Genomic DNA, 20,085 nt, shown 5'->3' on the forward strand with positions numbered 1-20,085 from the left:
GCTCAGCCTGCCTTTGCCATCTGCATCAGCGTTACCCGGCTCTGCAGCCGGCGCTGCGCCTGGTCGACGACGACGGCGACGATGATGACGAGGCCCTTGATCACCATTTGCCAGAACGAACTCACACCCATCATCACCAACCCGTCCGAAAGAATGCCGATGACGAAGGCGCCGACGATGGTGCCGCCGATCGTGCCGCGCCCGCCCGACATCGAGGTGCCGCCGAGCACCGCTGCTGCAATGGCGTTGAGCTCGAAACTTTCGCCTGTCGCCGGATGCGAGGCCATCAGCTCGGACGAGATGATCAGGCCGACGATCGCCGCACAGAAACCGGAGAACATATAGACGAACATCTTCACCATGTTGACACGCACGCCCGAAATCCGCGATGCCCGCTCATTGCCGCCGACAGCGAAGATGTGGCGACCGAGCGGCGTGTACTTGGCCAGATAGGCAGCCCCCAGGGCAACGACGATCAGGATCCAGATCGCCACCGGCAGGCCAAGCAGCCGGCCGGCACCGAGGAAGCCGAAGCCGGTGGTGCCCAGTTCCGGCTTGCCGACGAGGTTGGGGAAGGTGCGGCCATCCGACGACAGCAGCGCCAGGCCGCGCGCGACATAGAGCACGCCGAGCGTGGCGATGAACGGCGCGACGTTCAGCCTGGTGATCAGCAATCCGTTGACGGCGCCGATCAATATGCCGACCGCCAGCGTGATCAGCGCGATCTCGAAGACGTTGAAATAGATGGTGTAGCCGATCTGCAGGTCGATGCCGTTGAGCACGAGATAGCCGGCCACCATACCGCACAGGCCGACGATCGAGCCGACCGAAAGGTCGATGCCGCCGGTGATGATGACGAAGGTCATGCCCATCGCCAGGAACGCGTTCAGCGCCACGTGTTTCGACATCAGGATCAAGTTGGCGGTCGACAGGAAATTCGGCGCCGCGATCGAGAAGAAGATCAGGACGGCGATCAGCGCGATGAAGGTCCTGAGCTTCATCAGCGTCAACAGCACCGAGCCGCTGGAAGCGGAGGGAGCGGCCGCCTTGGCTGGAATGTCAGTCATGGGCGGTGCTCTCCATCTGTCGAACCGGTCCGTGGCCAAGCGCCGAGGCAGCGACGAGTGCCGCCTCCGTCGCCTCGGCGCGATCGAACATGCCGGTCAGTTTTCCGTTGCTCATCACAGCGATGCGGTCGGACAGTGCCATCACCTCATCGAGATCGGAGGTTGCGAACAATATCCCCAAACCGTCGCGGGACAGTTTGCGCATGGTGCGGAAGACGTCTGCCTTGGCGCCGACATCGATGCCTCGGCTGGGCTCGTCCATCAACAGCACCTTGGGTTCGGTAAGCAGCGCCTTGCCGATCACCACCTTCTGCTGGTTGCCGCCCGACAGCGACGACACTTCCTGCGCCGGGTCGGCGACCTTGATCGCCAGTTCCCGCACCATCTGTGTCACCGCCTGCCTTTCGTCGGCGCCACGAATATGGAACAGGCGGGCAAATCGCGACAGGCTGGCCAGCGTCAAATTGCTGGCGACCGAGAGGATCGACACCAGCCCTTCACGCTGGCGGTCTTCGGGGATCAGCGCCAGGCCGCGCCGGATGCGCCGCGTCGTATCGCGCTCCTTGACCTGTTTACCGCCAATGAAGATCGCACCCGTCGAATGGCCGTGGCGGCCCATGATGCAGTCGAACAATTCGCTGCGGCCGGCGCCCATCAGGCCGTAGATGCCAAGAATCTCGCCGGTGCGCAGCGACAGCGAGACATGGTCGACGGCAAGTCCGCCGGTGGCGCGGGGCAGGCAGATCTCCTCGGCACGAAAAATCTCTTCTCCCGGAAGATGGCCGTCGGCCTTGGCGAAGTCCTTGGCATCGGAGCCGATCATCTGGCGAACGATCCACTGCGTGTCGACGTTCTTCATCTCCTCATGGCCGGTGATGCGGCCGTCCCGCAGCACGGTGATGTAGTCGCCGATGCGGATCAGCTCTTCCAGCCGGTGCGAGATGTAGACGATGGCGACGCCGCGCGCCTTGAGGTCGGCGATCACCTTGAACAGGATTTCGACCTCCGCCGCGCTCAGCGCCGAGGTCGGCTCATCCATGATCAGGATGCGCGCGTCGAGCGAGACCGCCTTGGCGATCTCGACCAGCTGCTGCTGACCGATGCGCAGATCCTCGACCAGCATATCGGGCCGGATGCCGGCTTGCAGGCGTTCCAGAAATTCCGCAGCGCGGTTTTCCTGTTGCTCGCGGTCGATCTTGCCGAAGCGGTTGGTGATCTCCCGGGTGGCGAAAATATTCTCGGCGACGCTCATGTTGCCGAACAGGTTCAACTCCTGGAACACCATGCCGATGCCACGGTTCACCGCATCGCCGGATGACGAGAAGGAAACCTCTTCGCCTTCCAGCAGGATGCGGCCGGCGGTCGGCCGTTCCACACCGGCGATGATCTTCATCAGCGTCGACTTGCCGGCGCCGTTTTCACCGACCAGCACGTTGACCGCGCCCTTGCGCACCTCGAAATTGGCGCGCTTGACCGCAACGGTGCCGGAATAGACCTTGGAGACGTCCTCGAGCTTCAGGATGATTTCGCGCTCTGCTGTCGCGCTCATGGCTTCGGCCCGATCTCTGCCTCCGCCGGCGTCACCAGCGGCAGGTCCTGGCCGTTGCCCAGCGTATAGGCACCCAGCACTTTGGCACTGCGGCCTTCCAGCGCCTCGCGCGGCAGCTTGGACAGCACCGTCTTGTCGGTGTAGCTGTTGAACGCCTTGCCGAACTGGGCGAAGTCGATCTGGTTGGTGAAGTCGTTGAACTGGATGAAGTCCAGGCTGTCGCGCAGCGCGGTGCCGCGCACCGCCGGTCCGATCTGCACCCGTGCATCGGCCTTGCCGTCGCCGTCGACATCGACGTCGACGGTTGCCGCCCGCGACTGCGTGTTGGCCGCGACGATCTTGCCTTCCAGGCGAACCGCGAAAGTCCAAGGCGAATTCGCCTGCTTGTTCGGATTGCCGTATTTGGCGCCGGCAGCCGATGGATCGGTTGTCGCCAGGGTGTGAACCTGCGCAAACGGTCCGGCTTTCTGCTGGAGATAGGGCACGACCTTTGCCGCCCATGTCTCTTCGACCATCTTGTCTGGATTGAAGGCGGGAGCGTTGTCTCCGGCTTCCGATTTCGTAGGCAGGATCTTGCAGGCGGTCAGGCTGATGCCGACCATCACGGTAAGGATCGGCCAGTTCGGCTTGGTGTTCAGCATGGCGGCCTGTCGTTCAGCATCGTGGGCGACCCACGGAAAATGGCGGCGAGGGGCGAAAACCGATTTTCGCCCCTCGCTATTGAAATCACGCTGGCTCAGTTCGTCAGCGCGAAGGTCTCCAGCTTGGCGGCATTGTCGCCATTGATCAGAACGCAGTCCATCAACTGCTTTTCCTTGGCCGGCGACTTCTTGTTCTTGATGAAGTCGTTGGCCTGCTCGACCGCCATCTGCGCCTGCGCGAAGGCCGGCTGCAGCACGGTTGCCTTGATACCGCCCGACGTGATGGAGTCCCGTACGTCGTTCGATCCGTCGAAGCCGACGACGATGACGTCCTTGCGGTTCGCCGCGGCAAGTGCCGCATAGGCGCCCATCGCCATCGTGTCGTTGCCGGAGATCACACCCTTGATGTCGGGGTTGGCCTGAAGGATCGATTCCATCTTGGAATAGGCTTCCGTCTGGCTCCAGTTGGCCGACTGCTGGGCGACCATCTTCAGGTCCGGATAGTCGTCGATTACGTCGTGATAACCCTTGGAGCGAATGCCTGCATTGGTGTCGGATTCCTTGCCGACCAGTTCGACGAAATTGCCCTTCTCGCCCATCAGCTTGACGAACTCCTGCGCGCCGAGCTGGGCACCCTGGTAGTTGTTGGACACGATCTGCGCCACGGCGACGCCGGTGGCGTTGATCTCGCGGTCGATCAGGAAGGACGGAATGCCTGCGTCCTTGGCCTTCTGCACGGCGGCGACGGTGGCGTCGGCGCCTGCATTGTCGAGGATGATCGCCTTGGCGCCACGGCCGATCGCGGTGTCGATCAGCTCGGACTGCTTGTTGGCGTCGTCGTCATGGACCAGCACCAGCGCTTCGTAGCCGAGTTCCTTGGCTTTGGCTTCGGCGCCGACGGCTTCCGCCTTGAAGAACGGATTGTCGTGCGAGGGCGTGATAATGGCGATGAGATCCGCCGCGTAGGCGGGCACTGCCGTGCCAAGCGCCAGCATGCCGGCGAAAGCCGCAAGCGTCATTCTGCGTGTGAGTTTCATGAAGTCCTCCCGTTTGAAAAAATTGCCTTGATCGGCCAATGGCTTTGTCTGCATCCGAATTCGTCAGGCAGCGCGGGCCGCGGATCGCTTGGGTCAAAAAACCGTTGCCGGCTTACCCAAGACGGATCGTTGCTCCCCAGCCCTCCTCCACTCGCCCAGGCATCCTGCTCCCTGCGAAACCTTGTCGATCCGAGCCATGAACAGCTAAGCCAACTGGTATGATGAGTCAACCACAAATTCAGGTGACATGTACCTGATGAGCTACCAAAACCGAGGGTCGGCAATGACATGCCGGGCCCTCGAGGTGCTGCGTCAAGCACCTGTCTTCTCTCAGGTGATCCGCTGAATGCTGGCGGCGATCTCTTCCGGTTCGAACACCCGCTTCCAGTCGTCACGCATCAGCACCGGCTTGCCGAACTCGATCGCCTTGTTGCAGGCGTCCGAGAAAACGCCCTTGGTCTCGCCGAAAATGACGGCGCCGAGCACGTTCATATGGCCGAGCAGGAAGTCGAGTGCCGCCTGCTGGTCGACGCCGCGCGCCACGACCTCGTCGACGGCTTCTTTCATGACCACCAGCAACGAGGCGCACACCGTCTCCGAAAGGCCAGGCTCGAGCAGCGCCATCTGTTCGACGCTGACGCGGTGCGAACGCATCACCGGCGCCCATATGATCTTCGCGATCGCCTCGCCCTTGGCGTAGTCCTCTTCCGGCCCCTGCATCAGGGCGCTGACCATATGCTGCTTGGCCTTCACGCCGCCGAAATAATCCTTCTTCGCGGCCATGTCCGTCTCGTCATTGAAGATCGGCGGATGGCAGGGGTGGGTGACGAAATAGGTGAGGTCCGGCCGCTTCGGCAGATGGCCGGCAAAGGGTGCTGCCGCGTCGAGCACCACCACCATCGTGCCTGATACCAGCTTGCTCTCGATGCTGGCCGCTACCTTGCCGATATGCGTGTCTGGGACGGCCAGGATCACCACATCGGCGTCCTTGAGCGCCTCGTCGGCACTGACCGTATCGAAACCCAGTCCGGTCTTCAGCCGTTCGCGGCCGGCATCGCTGACTTCGACATGGCGTATCGTGTAGGGCGACCCGCGAAAATTGGTCGACAGGCGGTAGCCCATTTTTCCGCCAGCCCCGAACAGCGCAATCGTTGTCATCTGGTCACTACTCCATCTCAGCCGACGGTATCGCCCGTCGTCTACTTATCAACTGGTATAATCACGCTACCAGATTTTGGCAATCGATAATGACCGTGCGCGCAGGGTCATGCGTTTGCGGCGTAATCGCCTGCCGCCCAGCAAGCTCCAGCACGAAGATGACAATGATGTTTCGCCCACGAACTGCTCCGTGAACAGAACCTTGGATGGCGCGCTCAGGGGATACGATCAGCCCGAAGAAGCCCGCACTGGCCGTTAATGCGCATTGGCGCTCTGCCATCACCAGGGATGAGCCGGCATGTGATAGGCGGTCGGAGACTGGGTCGGGCGCTACTTCAAAAGATCGACCAGCACGTCGAAAGCGGCGTCGATGTCGGCGCGGACCGCGGCCCTGACGGCTTCCGCGTCCCGGTTTCTCAATGCCGCGAACATCGCCTGATGGTGTTCGTTGGCGGTCGAGTAGTTTCCTGAATCGTGCAGCATGTTGAAGTAGGGGCTGATCTGCAGCCACAGGTTCTCGATGATGTTGAGCATGTTCTCGGAACCGGCTGCCCGATAGATCGAGAAATGAAAGGCGTAGTTGGCGCGCAGGTAGGATTTGACGTCGCCGGCGGCATTGGCCTGTTCGAGCGCATCCAGATGCTGGCGCAACTGCGCCACGGCCTGGTCGCCCATACGCTCCGCAGCCCATGCGGCCGCGATCGCCTCGATCTCGAACCGGACATTCCTGAGGTCGACGAGGCGTGCGCGGCTTAATGCCGGAATGCCGATCGACCGACCTGAAACCACCATCAGCGCGTTGGCGGCCGTCAGGCGCCGCAACGCTTCCCTGACCGGCATCGGGCTGACGCCAAAAGCATCGGCAAGGCTCTGAACCGTGACCATCTCGCCCGGCACGATGCTACCGTCGAGGATCAGTTCGGTGACATGGCGATAGACCCTGTCCTGCAGGGTTTCCCTGGACAGGGGTGCGATCTCGACCCCCGGCTTTCTGAACGCCGATCCAGCCATCTCCCGTCAACCTTCCCGCCCAAGGGCGACGCTACCTGCATCCGGAATGCAAGGTTCAAGGTGCCGCGTCAAGCGCCCACGGGCGCCCGTTTTGATATTAAGCGATTTCATCATTGATCTTTGATCAAATCATGTTACGGTCGTCGGCATCGAATGGCAAGGGTTACGTTTTGTGCCCTTGGGAGGCATTCGATCGTTCTGTTTGGGAGGAGTTCACATGGGTATCGGATCGAAAGTCCGGCGGCTCGCGCTGCTGGCCGGCATGGCTGCATGCGCCTTCGGCCTGTCCGCCGCGCAGGCAGCCGAGAAGCACAAGATCTTTCTCAGCATGAGCTACATAGGCAATGATTGGCAAGCGGAGGCGGCCAACATGGTCAAGGCCATGGCCGCCCACAAGAGCCTGGCCGACAAGGTCGACCTGCAGGTCCAGGTCGCTGGCCCCAACGCGCAACGCCAGATTCAGCAGATCAACGCAATGGTGCAAAGCGGCGCCGAGGCCATCGTCGTATATCCGATCTCGCCGACCGCGCTCAACCAGGTCGTCAAGAATGCCTGCGACAAGGGCGTGAAGGTCTTTGCCTACGACGCCGAGATCACCGAGCCTTGTGCCTACAACGTCCACATCGACCAGCTGGAAGCCGGCAGGGTGACCGCCGAATGGCTGGTCAAGAAGCTCAACGGCAAGGGCAACATCATCGCCATCACGGGTGTCCCGGGAACATCCGTCGACGATCAGCGGACAAAAGCCGCCAAGGAAGTCTTCGCCAAATATCCTGATATCAAGATCGTCGGCGAGGCTGTCGGCATGTGGAGCCAGGCGGTCGCCCGCACCGAACTTTCGAAAATCCTGGCCACCCGCAATTGGGACGACATCAACGGGCTGTGGATGCAGGTCGGCTGCTTCACCGCCAACTCGATGCAGCTCGAGGCCGGCAAGAAGACAAGCGAACTCCTGCCTTGCGCCGGCGAAGGTTCCAATGGCGGCCGCATCCAGATGCTGCCGGAGGGCACCGAAGTCGAAGGTGCGGCCGCCCCTTACGCGCCGGCCGGCGCACAACGCATTTCCTACGCCTCGCCGCCTTATTCGGGTGCGCTGGCGCTGAAGCTTGCCGTCGAGGCGATCGAAGGCAAGGACGTGCCGAAGACCACCATCCTGCCGCTGCCGCTCGTCACCAATGAGACGATCAAGCTGTGCGACGAAGGCACATGGGCGGAGATGAAGGCCGGCTGCAACGCCTTCAAGCCGTCGCTGGTCTCCAATCCGGGCTGGTTTGCCTCGATCTTCTCGGACCAGACACCCGAGGTCGGCCTCGCGGCTGCCCTCGTCGGACAACCGGAAGAATAAGCCTCCCAAGGCGATCTTGACGATGCGCGGACATTTTCTGTCCGTGCATCGTCGGTCCATGCCAAGCCCGGCGATCGAGGACAATGACAGAACATTCCGAGCTTCCCGCCATCGAGATCGACGGCATCAGCAAGGCGTTCGGCCCGACCGTCGCGCTGGACGGCGTGTCGTTTCGGATCGCGCCCGGCAGCGTCCATGCCCTGCTCGGTGAAAACGGAGCCGGCAAGTCGACACTTGTGAAGCTGCTGTCCGGGCTGGTCCGGCCGAGCCAAGGCCATGTCCGCGTCTTTGGCAAGGAGATCGCTTACGGCGCACCGCGCGCGGCACATGCGCTCGGCATGCAGACCGCGTTCCAGGAGATGACCCTGGTGCGCGATCTCTCCGTCCTCGACAACATGCTGCTGCCCTATGCTCCCGTCGGCGTCTCCGGCCTGATCCGGCGCAGCGCTGCCCGCAAGGCTGTCCGCCGCCACATCGACGATCTCGGTTTTTCCGTCGATCTCGACGCCGAGGTGAGCGAACTCGAGCTTTCGGTGCGCCAGAAGATCGAGATCGCGCGTGCCGTCTACCGCAAGCCGCGCATCCTGCTGCTCGACGAACCGACCTCGACGCTCGCCGGCCGCGACGTCGACTGGCTGGGCGACATCATCGCCAGGCTGAAGGCGGCGGGCACCACCATCGTCTTCATCACCCACCGCATGCGCGAGGTTCGCGCTTTTTGCGAGACGTTGACGATCCTGAGAAACGGCCGCCACATCGTCACCGCGCCGGTTGCCGATGTCTCTGACGCCGACGTCATCGAAAAGATCATCGGCCGCAGCATCGAGCAGACCTTCCCGCCCAAGCCCGACAGTGCCCAGGCCTTCGGCCCGCCGGTTCTGGGCGTGCGCGACCTGAAGGTCGGGCGCAAGCTCGACGGTGCCGGATTCGACTTGCGCAAAGGCGAGATCCTCGGCGTCGCCGGACTGCAGGGCATGGGCCAGCAGGATCTGTTCCTGGCCTGCTTCGGCATGGCCGAAATCACCCGCGGCGACATCCTCGTCGATGGCCGCAAGGTCTGGCTGGGATCGCCCGCCGATGCCGTGCTCCCCAACATGGCGATCGGCCTGGTGCCGGAAGACCGCAAATCCGAAGGCCTGTTCCTGAAACTGTCGGGAAGCCAGAACGCCACGCTGCCCGTGATATCGCGCTTCACACGGCTAGGCCTTGTCGACGCGCAAGCCGAGACCCGCTCCGTCGAGGCGGCGTTCGCCACTGTCGAAGTCGATGATCGTGCGCTGTGGACGCGGGCCGCCGCATTTTCCGGCGGCAATCAGCAGAAGATCGCCATCGCAAAATGGCTGGTGGCGCAGAGCCGCATCCTGCTTTTGTTCGATCCCACCCGCGGCATCGACGTCGGCACCAAGCACGAGCTCTATGTGATGATGCGAAACTACGTCGCCGCCGGCGGCTCGATCCTGCTGCACTCGACGGAGATCCCCGAACTTGTCCACCAGTGCGACCGGGTCCTGGTCCTCTACGACGGGCGCATCGCCGCCGAACTCGAAGGCGACGCCATCACCGAACCGGCCATCATGCGCCCGGCGCTCGGGCATGCCGGGGAAGCCGCCGCATGAGCAGCGCAGCAGCCTCATCCCCCGCTACCGGCGGCGTCGGACTGCGCCGTGCGCTGATGCGCAATCGCGGCGCGCTGATCGCCGCGGCCGTCCTGGCGATCCTGCTCTTCGTTGTCGACTGGATCAGCGCCGGGCCGCTGACATATTTCGACGTGTCGTTCCTGTCGAGCGGCGCCGCCACCTCGGCGCTCGCGGCGATCGGCCAGACCATCGTCATCCTGTCGGGCGGCTTCGACCTGTCCGCCGGCGCGGTGATATCGCTGGTCAATGCCGTGCTGGCATCGAGCATGGACCCGATGGCGCCGGGCGCCAGCATCATCCTGTGGACCGCCGTCGGCATCGGCGTCGGCATGGCGGTGGGCGCCTTCAACGGCTTCTTCATTGCGGTGCTGCGCATGCAGCCGATCGTGGTGACGCTGTCGACCATGTTCATCCTGCAAGGCGTGACGCTGCTGGTGATGGACAAGCCCGGTGGCTTCGTGTCGCCCGATCTCGGTACCTTCTATCTCGGCGACGCGATCGCCGGCTGGCTGCCGATGCCGCTGGTGGTGATCGGCGTCGTCCTGCTCGCCTGGTTCTGGCTGAAGGGAACCCGCTTCGGCACAGCACTTTATGCGGTTGGCAGCGATCCGGACTCGGCCGCTTCCGTCGGCATCAATGTCGTGCTGGTGCGCTTTGCCGTCTATGTCATCGCCGGCGGCTGCTATGGCCTTGCCGGCGTGTTCATCAGCGCCCAGACCGGCAGCGGCGATCCGCTGGTCGGCAATCCGCTGCTCTTGTCGATGTTCGCGGCGGTCGTCGTCGGCGGCACGCGCCTCGGTGGCGGGCAGGGCGGCCCGGTGGGCTCTGTCTTCGGCGCCTACATCCTGATGATCGTGGTGAACATCCTGCTGGTGCTCAACGTATCGGCCTATTATTCGACCATTGCCGAAGGCACCATTCTGGTGCTGGCAGCACTTGCCGGCTCGATCTCCCATGCATCGGTGCTTGCCGTGCAATTGCGCGCCGCGCGCGCCCGGCTTGCCGCTTGGCGCGCCGGCATATTGCCCTCGCAACTCGAGCGCGTGGACCGGCGTCTCAAGATCGCCGAGCCAGCCCATGCCCAGCGCAATCCGGCATCGCCGCGCCCTGCCTTCCATCTACGCAACGCGGAAACGTTGCGCTATGCGCTGCCCGCCTATGTCTGCCTGTTGCTCATCGTGGTCGTCACGCAGGTCTGGCTCGGCCGCGCCATCCTCAATCCGGGTTACTGGAATTCGCTGCTGGTGCTGTCGTCCTTCCTCGCCGTCCTAGCGCTCGGGCAGGGAACCGTCATCCTGACCGGCGGCCTCGATCTCTCCGTGCCGTGGACGATCGGCATCTCCGGCATCATCCTGGCCGGCATGGTCAACGGCTCCGACGCGGCCCTTGTCTACGCCTTGCCGGTCGTTCTGGTGATGGCTTGCGCCATCGGCTTCGCCAATGGTTTCGGCATCGTCTATCTCGGCATATCGCCGATCGTCATGACGCTTGCCACCAACGGCATTCTGCAAGGCTGTGCGCTGCTCTATTCGCAGGGAACGCCGGCCGGGTTTTCCTCGCCGATGCTGCGCTGGGTCATGACGGCCAAGCTCGCCGGCCTGCTGACCCCAATCGTCCTGCTGATGGTCGTCTTTGTCGTCGCAGCGGTACTGCTGCTTGGCCGCACCCCGTTCGGACGACGCGTCTACGGCATCGGCAATGGGCTGCGCGCGGCGCGCTTGTCGGGCATCGGCGTCGAGCGCACGCTGATCCTGGTCTATATGCTTTCGGCCGTCTGCGCGGCTGTTGTCGGCGTCATGCTGACCGGCTTTTCGGGTCAGGCAAGCCTCGGCATGGGCGACGACTATCTGTTGCCGTCGATCGCCGTGGTGGTGGTCGGCGGCGCGCTGATCACCGGTGGGCGCGGCCACTATCTCGGCATGCTCGGCGGCGTGTTGTTGCTGACCGCGCTGCAGATGCTGCTCGCCGGCACCACGCTTCCCTATGCCACGAGGGCAATTCTTTACGGACTGGTCGTTCTGGGCGCCGTCATGGCGCTGCGCGAACGGCGGCTGCAATGAGAAGGACAGGACGATGAGCACAAGAGCCCCGGCATCTGCGGACGAATTTCTGACTGGGCTGAAAGGCCAGCGCGTGCTGGTGACGGCAGGCGCCGGCGGCATCGGTTTTGCCATAGCCGACACGCTGTCACGCCTCGGTGCCCGCATCGTCGTCTGCGACGTTTCCGACGAGGCGCTGGCCGCTGCTCCCGGCAAGATCGATCTGGTCGCCGCTGTGAAGGCGGATGTTTCGCGCGACGATGACGTCGACCGGCTGTTCGAGGCGGTCGAGAAAGAACTCGGCGGGCTCGACGCGCTGATCAACAATGCCGGCATTGCCGGGCCGACCGGCGGTGTCGACGAAATCGACCCGGCCGACTGGCGGCGCTGCATCGACATCTGCCTGACTGGCCAGTTCCTGTGCGCCCGGCGCGCCGTGCCGCTGATCAAGGCGGCGGGCGGCGGCTCGATCGTCTCGATGTCGTCGGCCGCCGGCCGCCATGGCTACGCCTTCCGCACACCCTATTCGGCGGCCAAGTTCGGTGTCATCGGTTTCACGCAGAGTCTCGCCAAGGAGCTCGGGCCGCACGCTATCAGGGTCAACGCCATCCTGCCCGGCATCATCGAAGGGCCGCGCATCGAAGGTGTTATCTCGGCGCGCGCCAAGCAGGTCGGTATCAGCCACGAGGAAATGACCGGACGCTATCTGCAGAATATCTCGCTGCGCCGCATGACCAGCCCCTATGATGTCGCATCGATGGTCGCCTTCCTGCTCTCCGATGCGGGGATCAACATTTCCGGCCAGTCGCTCGGCGTCGACGGCAATGTCGAAACACTTTGAGGAGCCGATCCATGGCCAATGTCGCAATTGTCGGAAGCGGGTTCATCGGGCGGGCCTGGGCAATCAGCTTTGCCCGTGCCGGCCATGACGTGCGGATGTGGGATCAGTCGCCCGCTGCGACCGGCGGCGCCCGCGACTACATTGCCGGCGTGCTCGGTGACCTTGCCGCAAACGACCTGCTGCGCGGTCAGTCCGTCGACACTGTGCTTGGCCGGATCACCATTGTCGCGGAGCTGGCAAAGGCGCTGGCGGGTGCCGTCCATATCCAGGAGAACACGCCTGAAAACCTCGAGGTGAAGCGGGAGGTATTCTCGCTGATCGACACGCTTGCCGATCCGCGGACAGTCATCGCCAGTTCCACCTCGGCGCTGTTGCCGTCGAAATTCACCGACCATCTGCAAGGACGGCATCGCTGTCTGGTCGTGCATCCGATCAATCCGCCCTATCTCATTCCGGCGGCCGAAATCGTGCCGGCGCCATGGACGTCCGCCGAGACGGTCGAGAGAACCCGCGCCTTCCTCATCGACGCCGGTCATGCGCCCCTGGTGATGAAGCGCGAACTCGACGGCTTCATCATGAACCGCCTGCAAGGCGCGTTGCTTGAGGAGGCTTTCCGGCTTGTCGCCGACGGCTACGCCAGCGTCGAGGATGTCGACATCGGCATCCGCGACGGGCTGGCGCTGCGTTGGTCGTTCATGGGGCCTTTCGAGACCATCGATCTCAATGCACCTGGCGGCGTGCGCGACTATGTCGAGCGTTATCAGTCGATCTATTCGAACATTTTCCCGCAGATGCTGCGGCGCGTCGACTGGGCGGGCGAGGTGATGAAAACCGTCGAAGCCGACCGCCGCGAACGCCTGCCACGCGAAAACCTCGGCGAACGGCAGGTATGGCGTGATCGTCGGCTGATGGCGCTGGCGGCACACAAGAAAAAATCGGACCAGGAGTACGGACAATGATCGAAACGAGCCGCAAGCCAGGTGCTGCGCAGACCAGGGGCAAGGTCATCATCACCTGCGCGGTGACGGGCGCCATCCACACGCCGACCATGTCGCCGTATCTGCCGATCACTCCTGACCAGATCGCTTCTGAGGCGATCGCGGCTGCCGAAGCCGGTGCCGCAATCCTGCATCTGCATGCGCGCGATCCGGAAACCGGCAAGCCCGACCAGACGCCGGAGGCCTTCGCTCGCTTCCTGCCGCGCGTCAAGAAAGGCACCAACGCCGCCATCAACATCACCACCGGTGGCAGCCCGTACATGAAGCTCGAGGAGCGCGTGCGCCCGGCCGCCCAGTTCAAACCGGAAGTCGCCTCGCTCAACATGGGCTCGATCAATTTCGGGCTCTATCACCTCGCCGACAAATACGAGACCTTCAAGTTCGACTGGGAAAAGCCGCATCTGGAAGCGACCCGCGACCTCGTCTTTCGCAACTCGTTCAAGGACATCGAGTACATCCTGGCGACCTGCTACGACAACGGCACGCGCTTCGAGTTCGAGTGCTACGACATCGCTCATCTTTACAACCTCTCGCACTTCGCCGACCGCGGGTTGGTGAAGCCGCCTTTCTTCGTGCAGTCGGTGTTCGGACTGCTCGGCGGTATCGGCACCCATCCCGAAGACGTCGCCCATATGAAGCGCACTGCCGACCGGCTGTTCGGCGACCAGTTCCGCTGGTCGGTTCTCGGCGCTGGCGCCAGCCAGCTCCGCATCGCCGCGCAATCGGCAGCGCTTGGCGGCAACATCCGCGTCGGGCTGGAGGACAGTCTGTGGGCGGGCAAAGGCAAGCTTGCCAAATCGAACGCTGAGCAGGTCTTGCTGGCCCGCAAGATCATCGAAGGGCTCGGCATGGAGGTGGCGACGCCCGATGAGGCACGCGAAATCCTGTCATTGAAAGGCGGGGACAAGGTCGCTTTCTGAGGCGGCCCGAGCAATCGCCGCGAGACGCAAAAACGGAGGAGGACGGCATGAAGATCGAAGTCGTGGTGGACGTGAAGACCACACTGGGCGAAGGACCGCTGTGGGACGTCGAACAGGAACGACTCTACTGGATCGACAGCTTCGACGGGCGCGTGTTTCGGGCGACCGCCGACGGACGCGAGATCCGGTCATGGGACGTGCCGATGAAGATCGGCTCAATGGCGCTACGCAAGGACGGTAGCGGCGCCGTGGTGTCGCTGCAGCGCGGTTTCCATCTGCTCGATTTCGCCTCCGGCGATGTGACGCTGATCCACGATCCCGAGCCGGACAGGCCAATGAACCGGCTCAACGACGGCAAGGTCGACCGGCGCGGCCGCTTCTTCGCCGGCTCGATGGACACGATGGAAGAGGGGCCGTCCGGCGGTCTCTACAGGCTGGATCCGGATTTCTCCGTCACCCGGATCGATTCCGGCATCATCTGTTCCAACGGTCCATGCTGGAGCCCCGACGACCGCACCTTCTATTTCGCCGACACCTGGACCGGCGAGATATGGGCCTACGACTACGACATCGCCACCGGTGCCGCCACCAACAGGCGTACCTTCGTGCGCGTCGACACCAGCCGGGGCGGTGCGGCGGACGGCTCGACCGTCGATGCCGAGGGCTATCTGTGGAATGCGCTGGTCTATGACGGAAGACTGGTGCGCTATGCGCCCGATGGCAGCATCGATCGCATCATCGACATGCCGGTCAAGAAGATCACCAGCGTCATGTTCGGCGGACCGAAGCTAGATATCCTTTACGTCACCTCGATGGCCAAGCCGCCGTTGCCGCGTTTTCCCGGCGACGGCGTTTTGCGCGGCAGCCTGTTCGCCATCACGGGCCTTGGCGTCAAAGGCGTTGCGGAGCCCCGCTTCGGCAGCTGACGCCAGACAAGCGAAGCGCCCGTAGCATACGCGGATCAGGCCTTCGCGCAGGCATCCCAATGAGCGGTCAACGGATCATTGGCCAAACAGGTCCGGGCGAGCCACGTTGAGCCGTTGCACCGTGCGCAGCACTTCGCGCAGATGCGCCGCCATACGCGCGCCTGCCTGCTTTGCCTCGCCGGTCTCCACGGCCTCGAAGATCGCCACATGCTGAGCGAGCAGCGTCTCGAGGTGACCCGGCTCGGGCAGGCTCAGATAGCGCACACGGTCCATCTGCAGCTTGACCACTTGGATCACCCGCCAGCTCTTGGGCAGGCCGGCCTCTTCGCAAAGGCTACGATGGAAGCCCTCGTCGAGCTCAAGAAACAGCTCGCGGTCGCCCTCGGCCACTGCCTTGGCCTGCTGGGCAAGATTCACCCTGCCTGCCGCGATGAAGGCGCTCGAACCGTGGCCGGCCAGCTTCTGCACGACGGAGACTTCGAGTGCCTCGCGAATGAACTGCGCTTCCTCGACGTCACTTAGCCGGATCGGCGCGACGAAGCTGCCGCGTTGCGGCAGGATGTCGATCAGCCCTTCATCGGCAAGCCGGATCAGCGCCTCGCGCACGGGTGTACGGCTGACACCGAGCTGCTGGGCAAGGTCCTGTTCGCTGAGCGCTTCCGACGGCAACATCGCCAGCGTCGTGATGGCGCGGCGCAGGCGCTCGTAGATCTGCGGTGAGATCGGCATGCGATTGTTGACCGGCTCCAGCACCCGCGAGGGTTCGCGCTGACCGGCGGTTTTCAGCCTGGCAGCACTGCCTGAAAATCTGGTCGCCCCCGAAAGCTTGGTCCCCATGACGAATCCGTTGCTGTGAATGGCGCTGCACTGCTCCGGTCATGACACCGCGCACGTCGCAACTCAAGCGGCAAGCAGGATTGAAGCTGTATTGACATACTACCATGGTAGTGTGTATGACCCCAGCGGGCTAGGGGAGAGGAGCCGGCATGAAGATCACGGACATCAAGGCGACCACCATCACCGTTCCGCTGGAAGCAGCATTGCGGCACAGCAACGGTACGCATTGGGGACGCTTTGTCCGCACCGTGGTCGAGGTCGAGACCGACGAAGGCATTGTTGGGCTGGGCGAGATGGGCGGTGGTGGCGCCGGCGCCGAACTCGCTTTCGCCGGCCTGAAATCCTACCTGGTCGGCCATGACCCTTTCGATCTCAACCGGATGCGCTACGCCATCTGCAATCCGACGGCGTCGCTCTACAACAACCGCACGCAGCTCCACGCAGCGCTGGAATTCGCCTGTCTCGACATCATCGGCAAGAAGCTCGGCGTGCCGGTCTACCAATTGCTTGGCGGGCGCGTGCGCGACCGGATCGGCTTCGCCTCCTATCTGTTCTTCCGTTATGCCGACCGCCGCAGCGGCAAGGGCGAAGTCCGCACCATCGATCAATTGCTCGAGCATGCCCGCGCGCTCAAGGACGAACATGGTTTTCACGCCCACAAGCTCAAGGCCGGCGTGTTTCACCCCGACTATGAGTTGGAATGTTTCAGGGCGCTCGCCGCCGAATTTCCTGCCGATACGCTGCGCTACGATCCGAACGCAGCCCTGTCGGTCGAAGAGGCGCTGCGTTTCGGCCAAGCCATCTCCGATCTCAGGAACGACTATTTCGAGGACCCGACCTGGGGCCTGGCCGCCATGCGCCGCTTGCGCGAGAAGCTCTCCATCCCGCTGGCCACCAACACCATCGTCATCGATTTCGAACAGCTCGCCACCAATGTGCGCGACCCTGCGGTTGACGTGATCCTGCTCGACACCACCTTCTGGGGCGGCATCCGCGCCTGCGTGCGCGCGGCGCAGATCTGCGACACGTTCGGTCTCGGCATTGCGGTGCATTCCTCTGGCGAACTCGGTATCCAGCTCGCCACCATGCTGCATCTTGGCGCTGTGCTGCCCAACCTCGTCTTCACCGCGGATGCTCACTACCACCACCTTGCCGATGACATCATCGTCGGCGGCAAGATGCGTTACGAGAACGGTGCGATCGCGGTGCCGGAGGCGCCGGGCCTCGGTGTCGAACTCGACCGCGACAAGCTCGCAACCTATGCCGAGCTCTACCGCTCGCTGGGCGGCTATGCCTACGACCGCGATCCTGGCCGTCCGGGCTGGTATCCGCTGCTGCCCAACACCAATTTCGCCGACCATTTGAACGATACCGTGCCCGACCTCGGGCTGGGGTGAGATTTTCCGCTCGAAATGGTCGGCGGGAGGACGCTATGACTTTCAACAGGAGGAGAACGAAATGAGCAGAACCAGAACAGCTGGCAGGGCCTTCCTTATCGCGGCGCTGCTTTCCTGCACGACCCTTGCCATGACAGGCGCGCGCGCCGATGACGGTGTCGCCAAGGGCGACACCTCGGCCAAGAAGATTGCCTTCAGCAATTCCTACGCCGGCAATTCCTTCCGCCAGGTGATGATCAAGAGTTTCGAGGAGATGGGCGCCAAGGCCGTGGCCGACAAGCAGGTCGCCGCCACCGCCGTCGTCAGCTCGAACAATTCGGTGACCGAGCAGGCGGCGCAGATCGAGAACCTGATCCTGCAGGGCTATGACGCGATCATCGTGCTTGCCGGCTCCGACACCGCACTCAACGGTGCCATCAAGGATGCCTGCAATGCCGGTATCACCGTGGTTGCCTTCGCCAGCGGCGTCACCGAGCCTTGCGCCTATGTCGTCGACTACAACCTCGATTCCTATGCCAAGGCAGAACTGGATTTCATCTCCAGCAAGCTCGGTGACAAGCCGGCCAACATCCTCGAGATCCGCGGTATGGCCGGCGACGGTTTCGACAAGCGCCTGCATGAGGGCGTCGAGAAGGCGATGAAGGCGCACGCCAGCTACAAGGCTGTCGGCGAGGTCTATGGTCAGTGGACGGCCACCGTGGCACAAAAGGAAGTGTCGGGCATCCTGCCGTCGTTGCCTCAGGTCGATGCGGTGCTGACGCAGGGCGGCGACGGCTATGGCGCGGCGCAGGCATTCAAGGCCGCCAGCCGGCCGCTGCCGATCATCATCATGGGCAACCGCCAGGACGAATTGGCGCTGTGGAAGCAGGAGCATGATGCCGGCGGCTACGAAACCTTCTCGCTGGGCGCCACGCCCAGCGTCTCGCAGGTCGCGTTCTGGGTCGCGCAGCAGATCCTGGCCGGCAAGCAGGTGCCGAAATTCGTCGAGGTGCCGCTCCTGCAGATCAATCAGCCTGACCTCGACGCCTGGCTGAAGACGGTTCCCGCAGGCGGCGTGGTCAATGCCGAATACCCGCAGGAGCTGGTGGCCAAGATCATCGACGCCAACGTAAAGAAGGAGCCTCTGCCGGGCGTTCCCGCGCCGAAATGAGCAGCATGGCCGAATGATGAACGATCCCACGTCGCCCAAAAGGGACGCAGCAGAGACGGTCAATGCCGACGGCCTCCTCATCGAGGTGCGCGATGTCCGCAAGCACTATGATGCCGTGCATGCCCTGGGCGGCGTGGATTTTCATCTCAAACCCGGCGAGGTCGTTGGCCTTGTCGGTCACAACGGCGCCGGCAAGTCGACGCTGATGAACGTGCTGGCCGGCACCATCGAGCGCAGCAGCGGCAGCTTTCGCCTCGGCGGACGTGAGATCGGTGCCTGGAGTGCGGCCAGTGCCCAGCAGGCCGGTCTGCGCTGTATCTTCCAGGAACTGTCGCTCTGCGCCAATTTGACGTCGGCGGAAAACACCCGCATCGTGCACAGGTCCTTGCGTGGGTTGGGCTGGCGGCGGCGCGCGCGCCAGGTGATTGGTCCGGTGCTGGACGAGATCTTCCCTGGCCACGGCATCGATCTCGACAGGAAGGTCGCCGACCTGCCGATCGGCGAGCGACAGATGGTCGAGATCGCCCGCGCCTTCACGCAGACCAGCATCAAATTGCGCGCCGTCATTCTCGATGAGCCGACCTCGGCGCTCGGCCATGAGGCGACGGAACAACTGCTCGCCCACATTCGTCGTGCCGCAGGGCGTGGCATCGCCTGCATCCTGATCACCCATCGCCTCAACGAGATCCTCGCCGTCTGCGACCGCACCGTCGTCATGGTCGACGGCAAGGTCGTCGCCGAGCGGCCCACCGCCGGCCTGTCACGCGCCGCGCTGGTCGAGTTGATGGGAAGCATCGAACGGCCGCGTGAGCGCACGGCCGGCAAGGTGGCCTCGGTGCAAGCTCCGGTTATCCGGCATGCGGGTCGCGACACCACAGATCTGACCATCGACGTCGGCAAGGGTGAGGTCATCGGCTTCGCCGGGCTCGACGGCCACGGCCAGCGCGAGCGGCTGCGCGCGATGTTTTATGCCTCGCGCCGGCAACGCGAGGCCTTGCCGGGTGCCTATGTCGCCGGCGACCGCGGCTCGGAAGGCGTGTTTTCGCTGTGGTCTATCGCCGACAATCTGACCATCCGCAGCCTGAATGCACTGACGCGGGGCGGCATGATTTCAGGCGCCGCCGCCCGCAAGCTGGCCGAGACCTGGTCGAACAGGCTCAACGTCAAGGCGCCTTCGATCGACACGCCGATCCTGTCGCTGTCCGGCGGCAACCAGCAGAAGGTGCTGTTCGCCCGCGCGCTGTCGTCGGACGCCGAGGTGATCTTCCTCGACGATCCGATGCGCGGCGTCGATGTCGGCACCAAGCAGGAGGTCTACCGGCTGATCCGCGCGGAAGCCGAGAACGGACGCGCCTTCGTCTGGTACACAACCGAACTCGAAGAGCTGACCAATTGCGAGCGCATCTATGTCTTCCGCGAGGGCCGCGCCGTGACCAGGTTGGAAGGCGAGGCCATCGAGACCGGCCGTATCCTGCAGGCGTCGTTCGGAGGCGACCATGTCTGACGCGCCTGCCCGAGTTCCGGCCCGTTCT

The 20,085-nt window shown here is 63.6% G+C and carries 18 protein-coding genes; 10 read left to right on the forward strand and 8 right to left on the reverse strand.

The genetic code is table 11. The annotated features are described in order from the left end of the window. Positions 1–2: 2 nt before the first annotated feature. The 7 genes from EOA19_RS00215 to EOA19_RS00245 form a co-directional block, all read right to left on the reverse strand. Positions 3–1,067, reverse strand: coding sequence for an ABC transporter permease (locus EOA19_RS00215; protein ID WP_127412150.1), 1,065 nt, complete (start codon positions 1,065–1,067; stop codon positions 3–5). Beyond that, on the reverse strand, positions 1,060–2,616 hold the full coding sequence (locus EOA19_RS00220; RefSeq protein ID WP_128302330.1) for a sugar ABC transporter ATP-binding protein: 1,557 nt from the start codon (positions 2,614–2,616) through the stop codon (positions 1,060–1,062). The genes EOA19_RS00215 and EOA19_RS00220 overlap by 8 nt, the downstream gene beginning before the upstream one ends. Next, complete coding sequence (locus EOA19_RS00225) at positions 2,613–3,257, reverse strand: DUF2291 family protein (protein WP_128302331.1); 645 nt, start codon at positions 3,255–3,257, stop codon at positions 2,613–2,615. Before EOA19_RS00225 ends, EOA19_RS00220 begins: the two co-directional genes overlap by 4 nt. A gap of 95 nt (positions 3,258–3,352) precedes the next feature. Next, the gene (locus EOA19_RS00230; protein WP_023808893.1) at positions 3,353–4,294 is read right to left on the reverse strand and encodes a D-ribose ABC transporter substrate-binding protein; all 942 of its coding nucleotides are present in this window, start codon (positions 4,292–4,294) and stop codon (positions 3,353–3,355) included. 330 nt (positions 4,295–4,624) lie between these two features. Continuing rightward, positions 4,625–5,452 carry a phosphogluconate dehydrogenase C-terminal domain-containing protein gene (locus EOA19_RS00235; protein ID WP_128302332.1) on the reverse strand — a complete coding sequence of 276 codons (828 nt, stop codon included), beginning with the start codon at positions 5,450–5,452 and terminating at the stop codon, positions 4,625–4,627. Between the two features lie 61 nt (positions 5,453–5,513). Next, positions 5,514–5,732, reverse strand: coding sequence for a hypothetical protein (locus tag EOA19_RS00240; RefSeq protein WP_128302333.1), 219 nt, complete (start codon positions 5,730–5,732; stop codon positions 5,514–5,516). A 50-nt stretch (positions 5,733–5,782) separates the two neighbouring features. After that, the gene (locus EOA19_RS00245) at positions 5,783–6,463 is read right to left on the reverse strand and encodes a GntR family transcriptional regulator (RefSeq protein ID WP_128302334.1); all 681 of its coding nucleotides are present in this window, start codon (positions 6,461–6,463) and stop codon (positions 5,783–5,785) included. A gap of 217 nt (positions 6,464–6,680) precedes the next feature. Between EOA19_RS00245 and EOA19_RS00250 the strand changes: the two genes are divergently transcribed. The 7 genes from EOA19_RS00250 (at position 6,681) to EOA19_RS00280 (ending at position 15,169) form a co-directional block, all read left to right on the forward strand. After that, the gene (locus EOA19_RS00250; protein ID WP_128302335.1) at positions 6,681–7,808 is read left to right on the forward strand and encodes a sugar ABC transporter substrate-binding protein; all 1,128 of its coding nucleotides are present in this window, start codon (positions 6,681–6,683) and stop codon (positions 7,806–7,808) included. A gap of 83 nt (positions 7,809–7,891) precedes the next feature. Further along, the gene (locus tag EOA19_RS00255) at positions 7,892–9,424 is read left to right on the forward strand and encodes a sugar ABC transporter ATP-binding protein (protein WP_128302336.1); all 1,533 of its coding nucleotides are present in this window, start codon (positions 7,892–7,894) and stop codon (positions 9,422–9,424) included. Beyond that, positions 9,421–11,505 (forward strand): ABC transporter permease, encoded by a 2,085-nt coding sequence (locus EOA19_RS00260; RefSeq protein WP_128302337.1) that lies wholly within the window; start codon positions 9,421–9,423, stop codon positions 11,503–11,505. The genes EOA19_RS00255 and EOA19_RS00260 overlap by 4 nt, the downstream gene beginning before the upstream one ends. A 13-nt stretch (positions 11,506–11,518) precedes the next feature. After that, positions 11,519–12,325 (forward strand): SDR family oxidoreductase, encoded by an 807-nt coding sequence (locus EOA19_RS00265; RefSeq protein WP_023808888.1) that lies wholly within the window; start codon positions 11,519–11,521, stop codon positions 12,323–12,325. Positions 12,326–12,336: 11 nt separating this feature from the next. Further along, positions 12,337–13,284, forward strand: coding sequence for a 3-hydroxyacyl-CoA dehydrogenase (locus EOA19_RS00270; protein WP_128302338.1), 948 nt, complete (start codon positions 12,337–12,339; stop codon positions 13,282–13,284). After that, positions 13,281–14,243 carry a 3-keto-5-aminohexanoate cleavage protein gene (locus tag EOA19_RS00275; RefSeq protein ID WP_128302339.1) on the forward strand — a complete coding sequence of 321 codons (963 nt, stop codon included), beginning with the start codon at positions 13,281–13,283 and terminating at the stop codon, positions 14,241–14,243. The genes EOA19_RS00270 and EOA19_RS00275 overlap by 4 nt, the downstream gene beginning before the upstream one ends. Before the next feature lie 47 nt (positions 14,244–14,290). Further along, a complete protein-coding gene (locus tag EOA19_RS00280; RefSeq protein ID WP_023808885.1) occupies positions 14,291–15,169 on the forward strand; it encodes an SMP-30/gluconolactonase/LRE family protein in 879 nt (292 codons plus the stop codon). Positions 15,170–15,244: 75 nt separating this feature from the next. Here EOA19_RS00280 and EOA19_RS00285 read toward each other — a convergent pair whose 3' ends face one another. Then, complete coding sequence (locus EOA19_RS00285; RefSeq protein ID WP_128302340.1) at positions 15,245–16,006, reverse strand: GntR family transcriptional regulator; 762 nt, start codon at positions 16,004–16,006, stop codon at positions 15,245–15,247. A gap of 149 nt (positions 16,007–16,155) precedes the next feature. On the opposite strand from EOA19_RS00285, the gene EOA19_RS00290 reads away from it, so the two are divergent. From EOA19_RS00290 to EOA19_RS00300, 3 genes are all read left to right on the forward strand, one after another. Continuing rightward, positions 16,156–17,403, forward strand: coding sequence for an enolase C-terminal domain-like protein (locus EOA19_RS00290; RefSeq protein ID WP_128302341.1), 1,248 nt, complete (start codon positions 16,156–16,158; stop codon positions 17,401–17,403). A 61-nt stretch (positions 17,404–17,464) separates the two neighbouring features. Then, entirely contained in the window at positions 17,465–18,553 is a 1,089-nt protein-coding gene (locus EOA19_RS00295) for an ABC transporter substrate-binding protein (protein WP_128302342.1), read from the forward strand. Positions 18,554–18,566: 13 nt separating this feature from the next. Next, the gene (locus tag EOA19_RS00300; protein WP_023808881.1) at positions 18,567–20,057 is read left to right on the forward strand and encodes a sugar ABC transporter ATP-binding protein; all 1,491 of its coding nucleotides are present in this window, start codon (positions 18,567–18,569) and stop codon (positions 20,055–20,057) included. Positions 20,058–20,085 lie beyond the last annotated feature (28 nt).

Source organism: Mesorhizobium sp. M7A.F.Ca.US.010.02.1.1, from assembly GCF_004023085.1.
GTDB lineage: Bacteria > Pseudomonadota > Alphaproteobacteria > Rhizobiales > Rhizobiaceae > Mesorhizobium.

Bases quoted from the DNA above. Each gene is read 5' to 3' on its own strand.
- EOA19_RS00215 (WP_127412150.1), bottom strand. From the start codon at position 1,067: ATGACTGACATTCCAGCCAAGGCGGCCGCTCCCTCCGCTTCCAGCGGC.
- EOA19_RS00220 (WP_128302330.1), bottom strand. From the start codon at position 2,616: ATGAGCGCGACAGCAGAGCGCGAAATCATCCTGAAGCTCGAGGACGTC.
- EOA19_RS00225 (WP_128302331.1), bottom strand. From the start codon at position 3,257: ATGCTGAACACCAAGCCGAACTGGCCGATCCTTACCGTGATGGTCGGC.
- EOA19_RS00230 (WP_023808893.1), bottom strand. From the start codon at position 4,294: ATGAAACTCACACGCAGAATGACGCTTGCGGCTTTCGCCGGCATGCTG.
- EOA19_RS00235 (WP_128302332.1), bottom strand. From the start codon at position 5,452: ATGACAACGATTGCGCTGTTCGGGGCTGGCGGAAAAATGGGCTACCGC.
- EOA19_RS00240 (WP_128302333.1), bottom strand. From the start codon at position 5,732: ATGGCAGAGCGCCAATGCGCATTAACGGCCAGTGCGGGCTTCTTCGGG.
- EOA19_RS00245 (WP_128302334.1), bottom strand. From the start codon at position 6,463: ATGGCTGGATCGGCGTTCAGAAAGCCGGGGGTCGAGATCGCACCCCTG.
- EOA19_RS00250 (WP_128302335.1), top strand. From the start codon at position 6,681: ATGGGTATCGGATCGAAAGTCCGGCGGCTCGCGCTGCTGGCCGGCATG.
- EOA19_RS00255 (WP_128302336.1), top strand. From the start codon at position 7,892: ATGACAGAACATTCCGAGCTTCCCGCCATCGAGATCGACGGCATCAGC.
- EOA19_RS00260 (WP_128302337.1), top strand. From the start codon at position 9,421: ATGAGCAGCGCAGCAGCCTCATCCCCCGCTACCGGCGGCGTCGGACTG.
- EOA19_RS00265 (WP_023808888.1), top strand. From the start codon at position 11,519: ATGAGCACAAGAGCCCCGGCATCTGCGGACGAATTTCTGACTGGGCTG.
- EOA19_RS00270 (WP_128302338.1), top strand. From the start codon at position 12,337: ATGGCCAATGTCGCAATTGTCGGAAGCGGGTTCATCGGGCGGGCCTGG.
- EOA19_RS00275 (WP_128302339.1), top strand. From the start codon at position 13,281: ATGATCGAAACGAGCCGCAAGCCAGGTGCTGCGCAGACCAGGGGCAAG.
- EOA19_RS00280 (WP_023808885.1), top strand. From the start codon at position 14,291: ATGAAGATCGAAGTCGTGGTGGACGTGAAGACCACACTGGGCGAAGGA.
- EOA19_RS00285 (WP_128302340.1), bottom strand. From the start codon at position 16,006: ATGGGGACCAAGCTTTCGGGGGCGACCAGATTTTCAGGCAGTGCTGCC.
- EOA19_RS00290 (WP_128302341.1), top strand. From the start codon at position 16,156: ATGAAGATCACGGACATCAAGGCGACCACCATCACCGTTCCGCTGGAA.
- EOA19_RS00295 (WP_128302342.1), top strand. From the start codon at position 17,465: ATGAGCAGAACCAGAACAGCTGGCAGGGCCTTCCTTATCGCGGCGCTG.
- EOA19_RS00300 (WP_023808881.1), top strand. From the start codon at position 18,567: ATGATGAACGATCCCACGTCGCCCAAAAGGGACGCAGCAGAGACGGTC.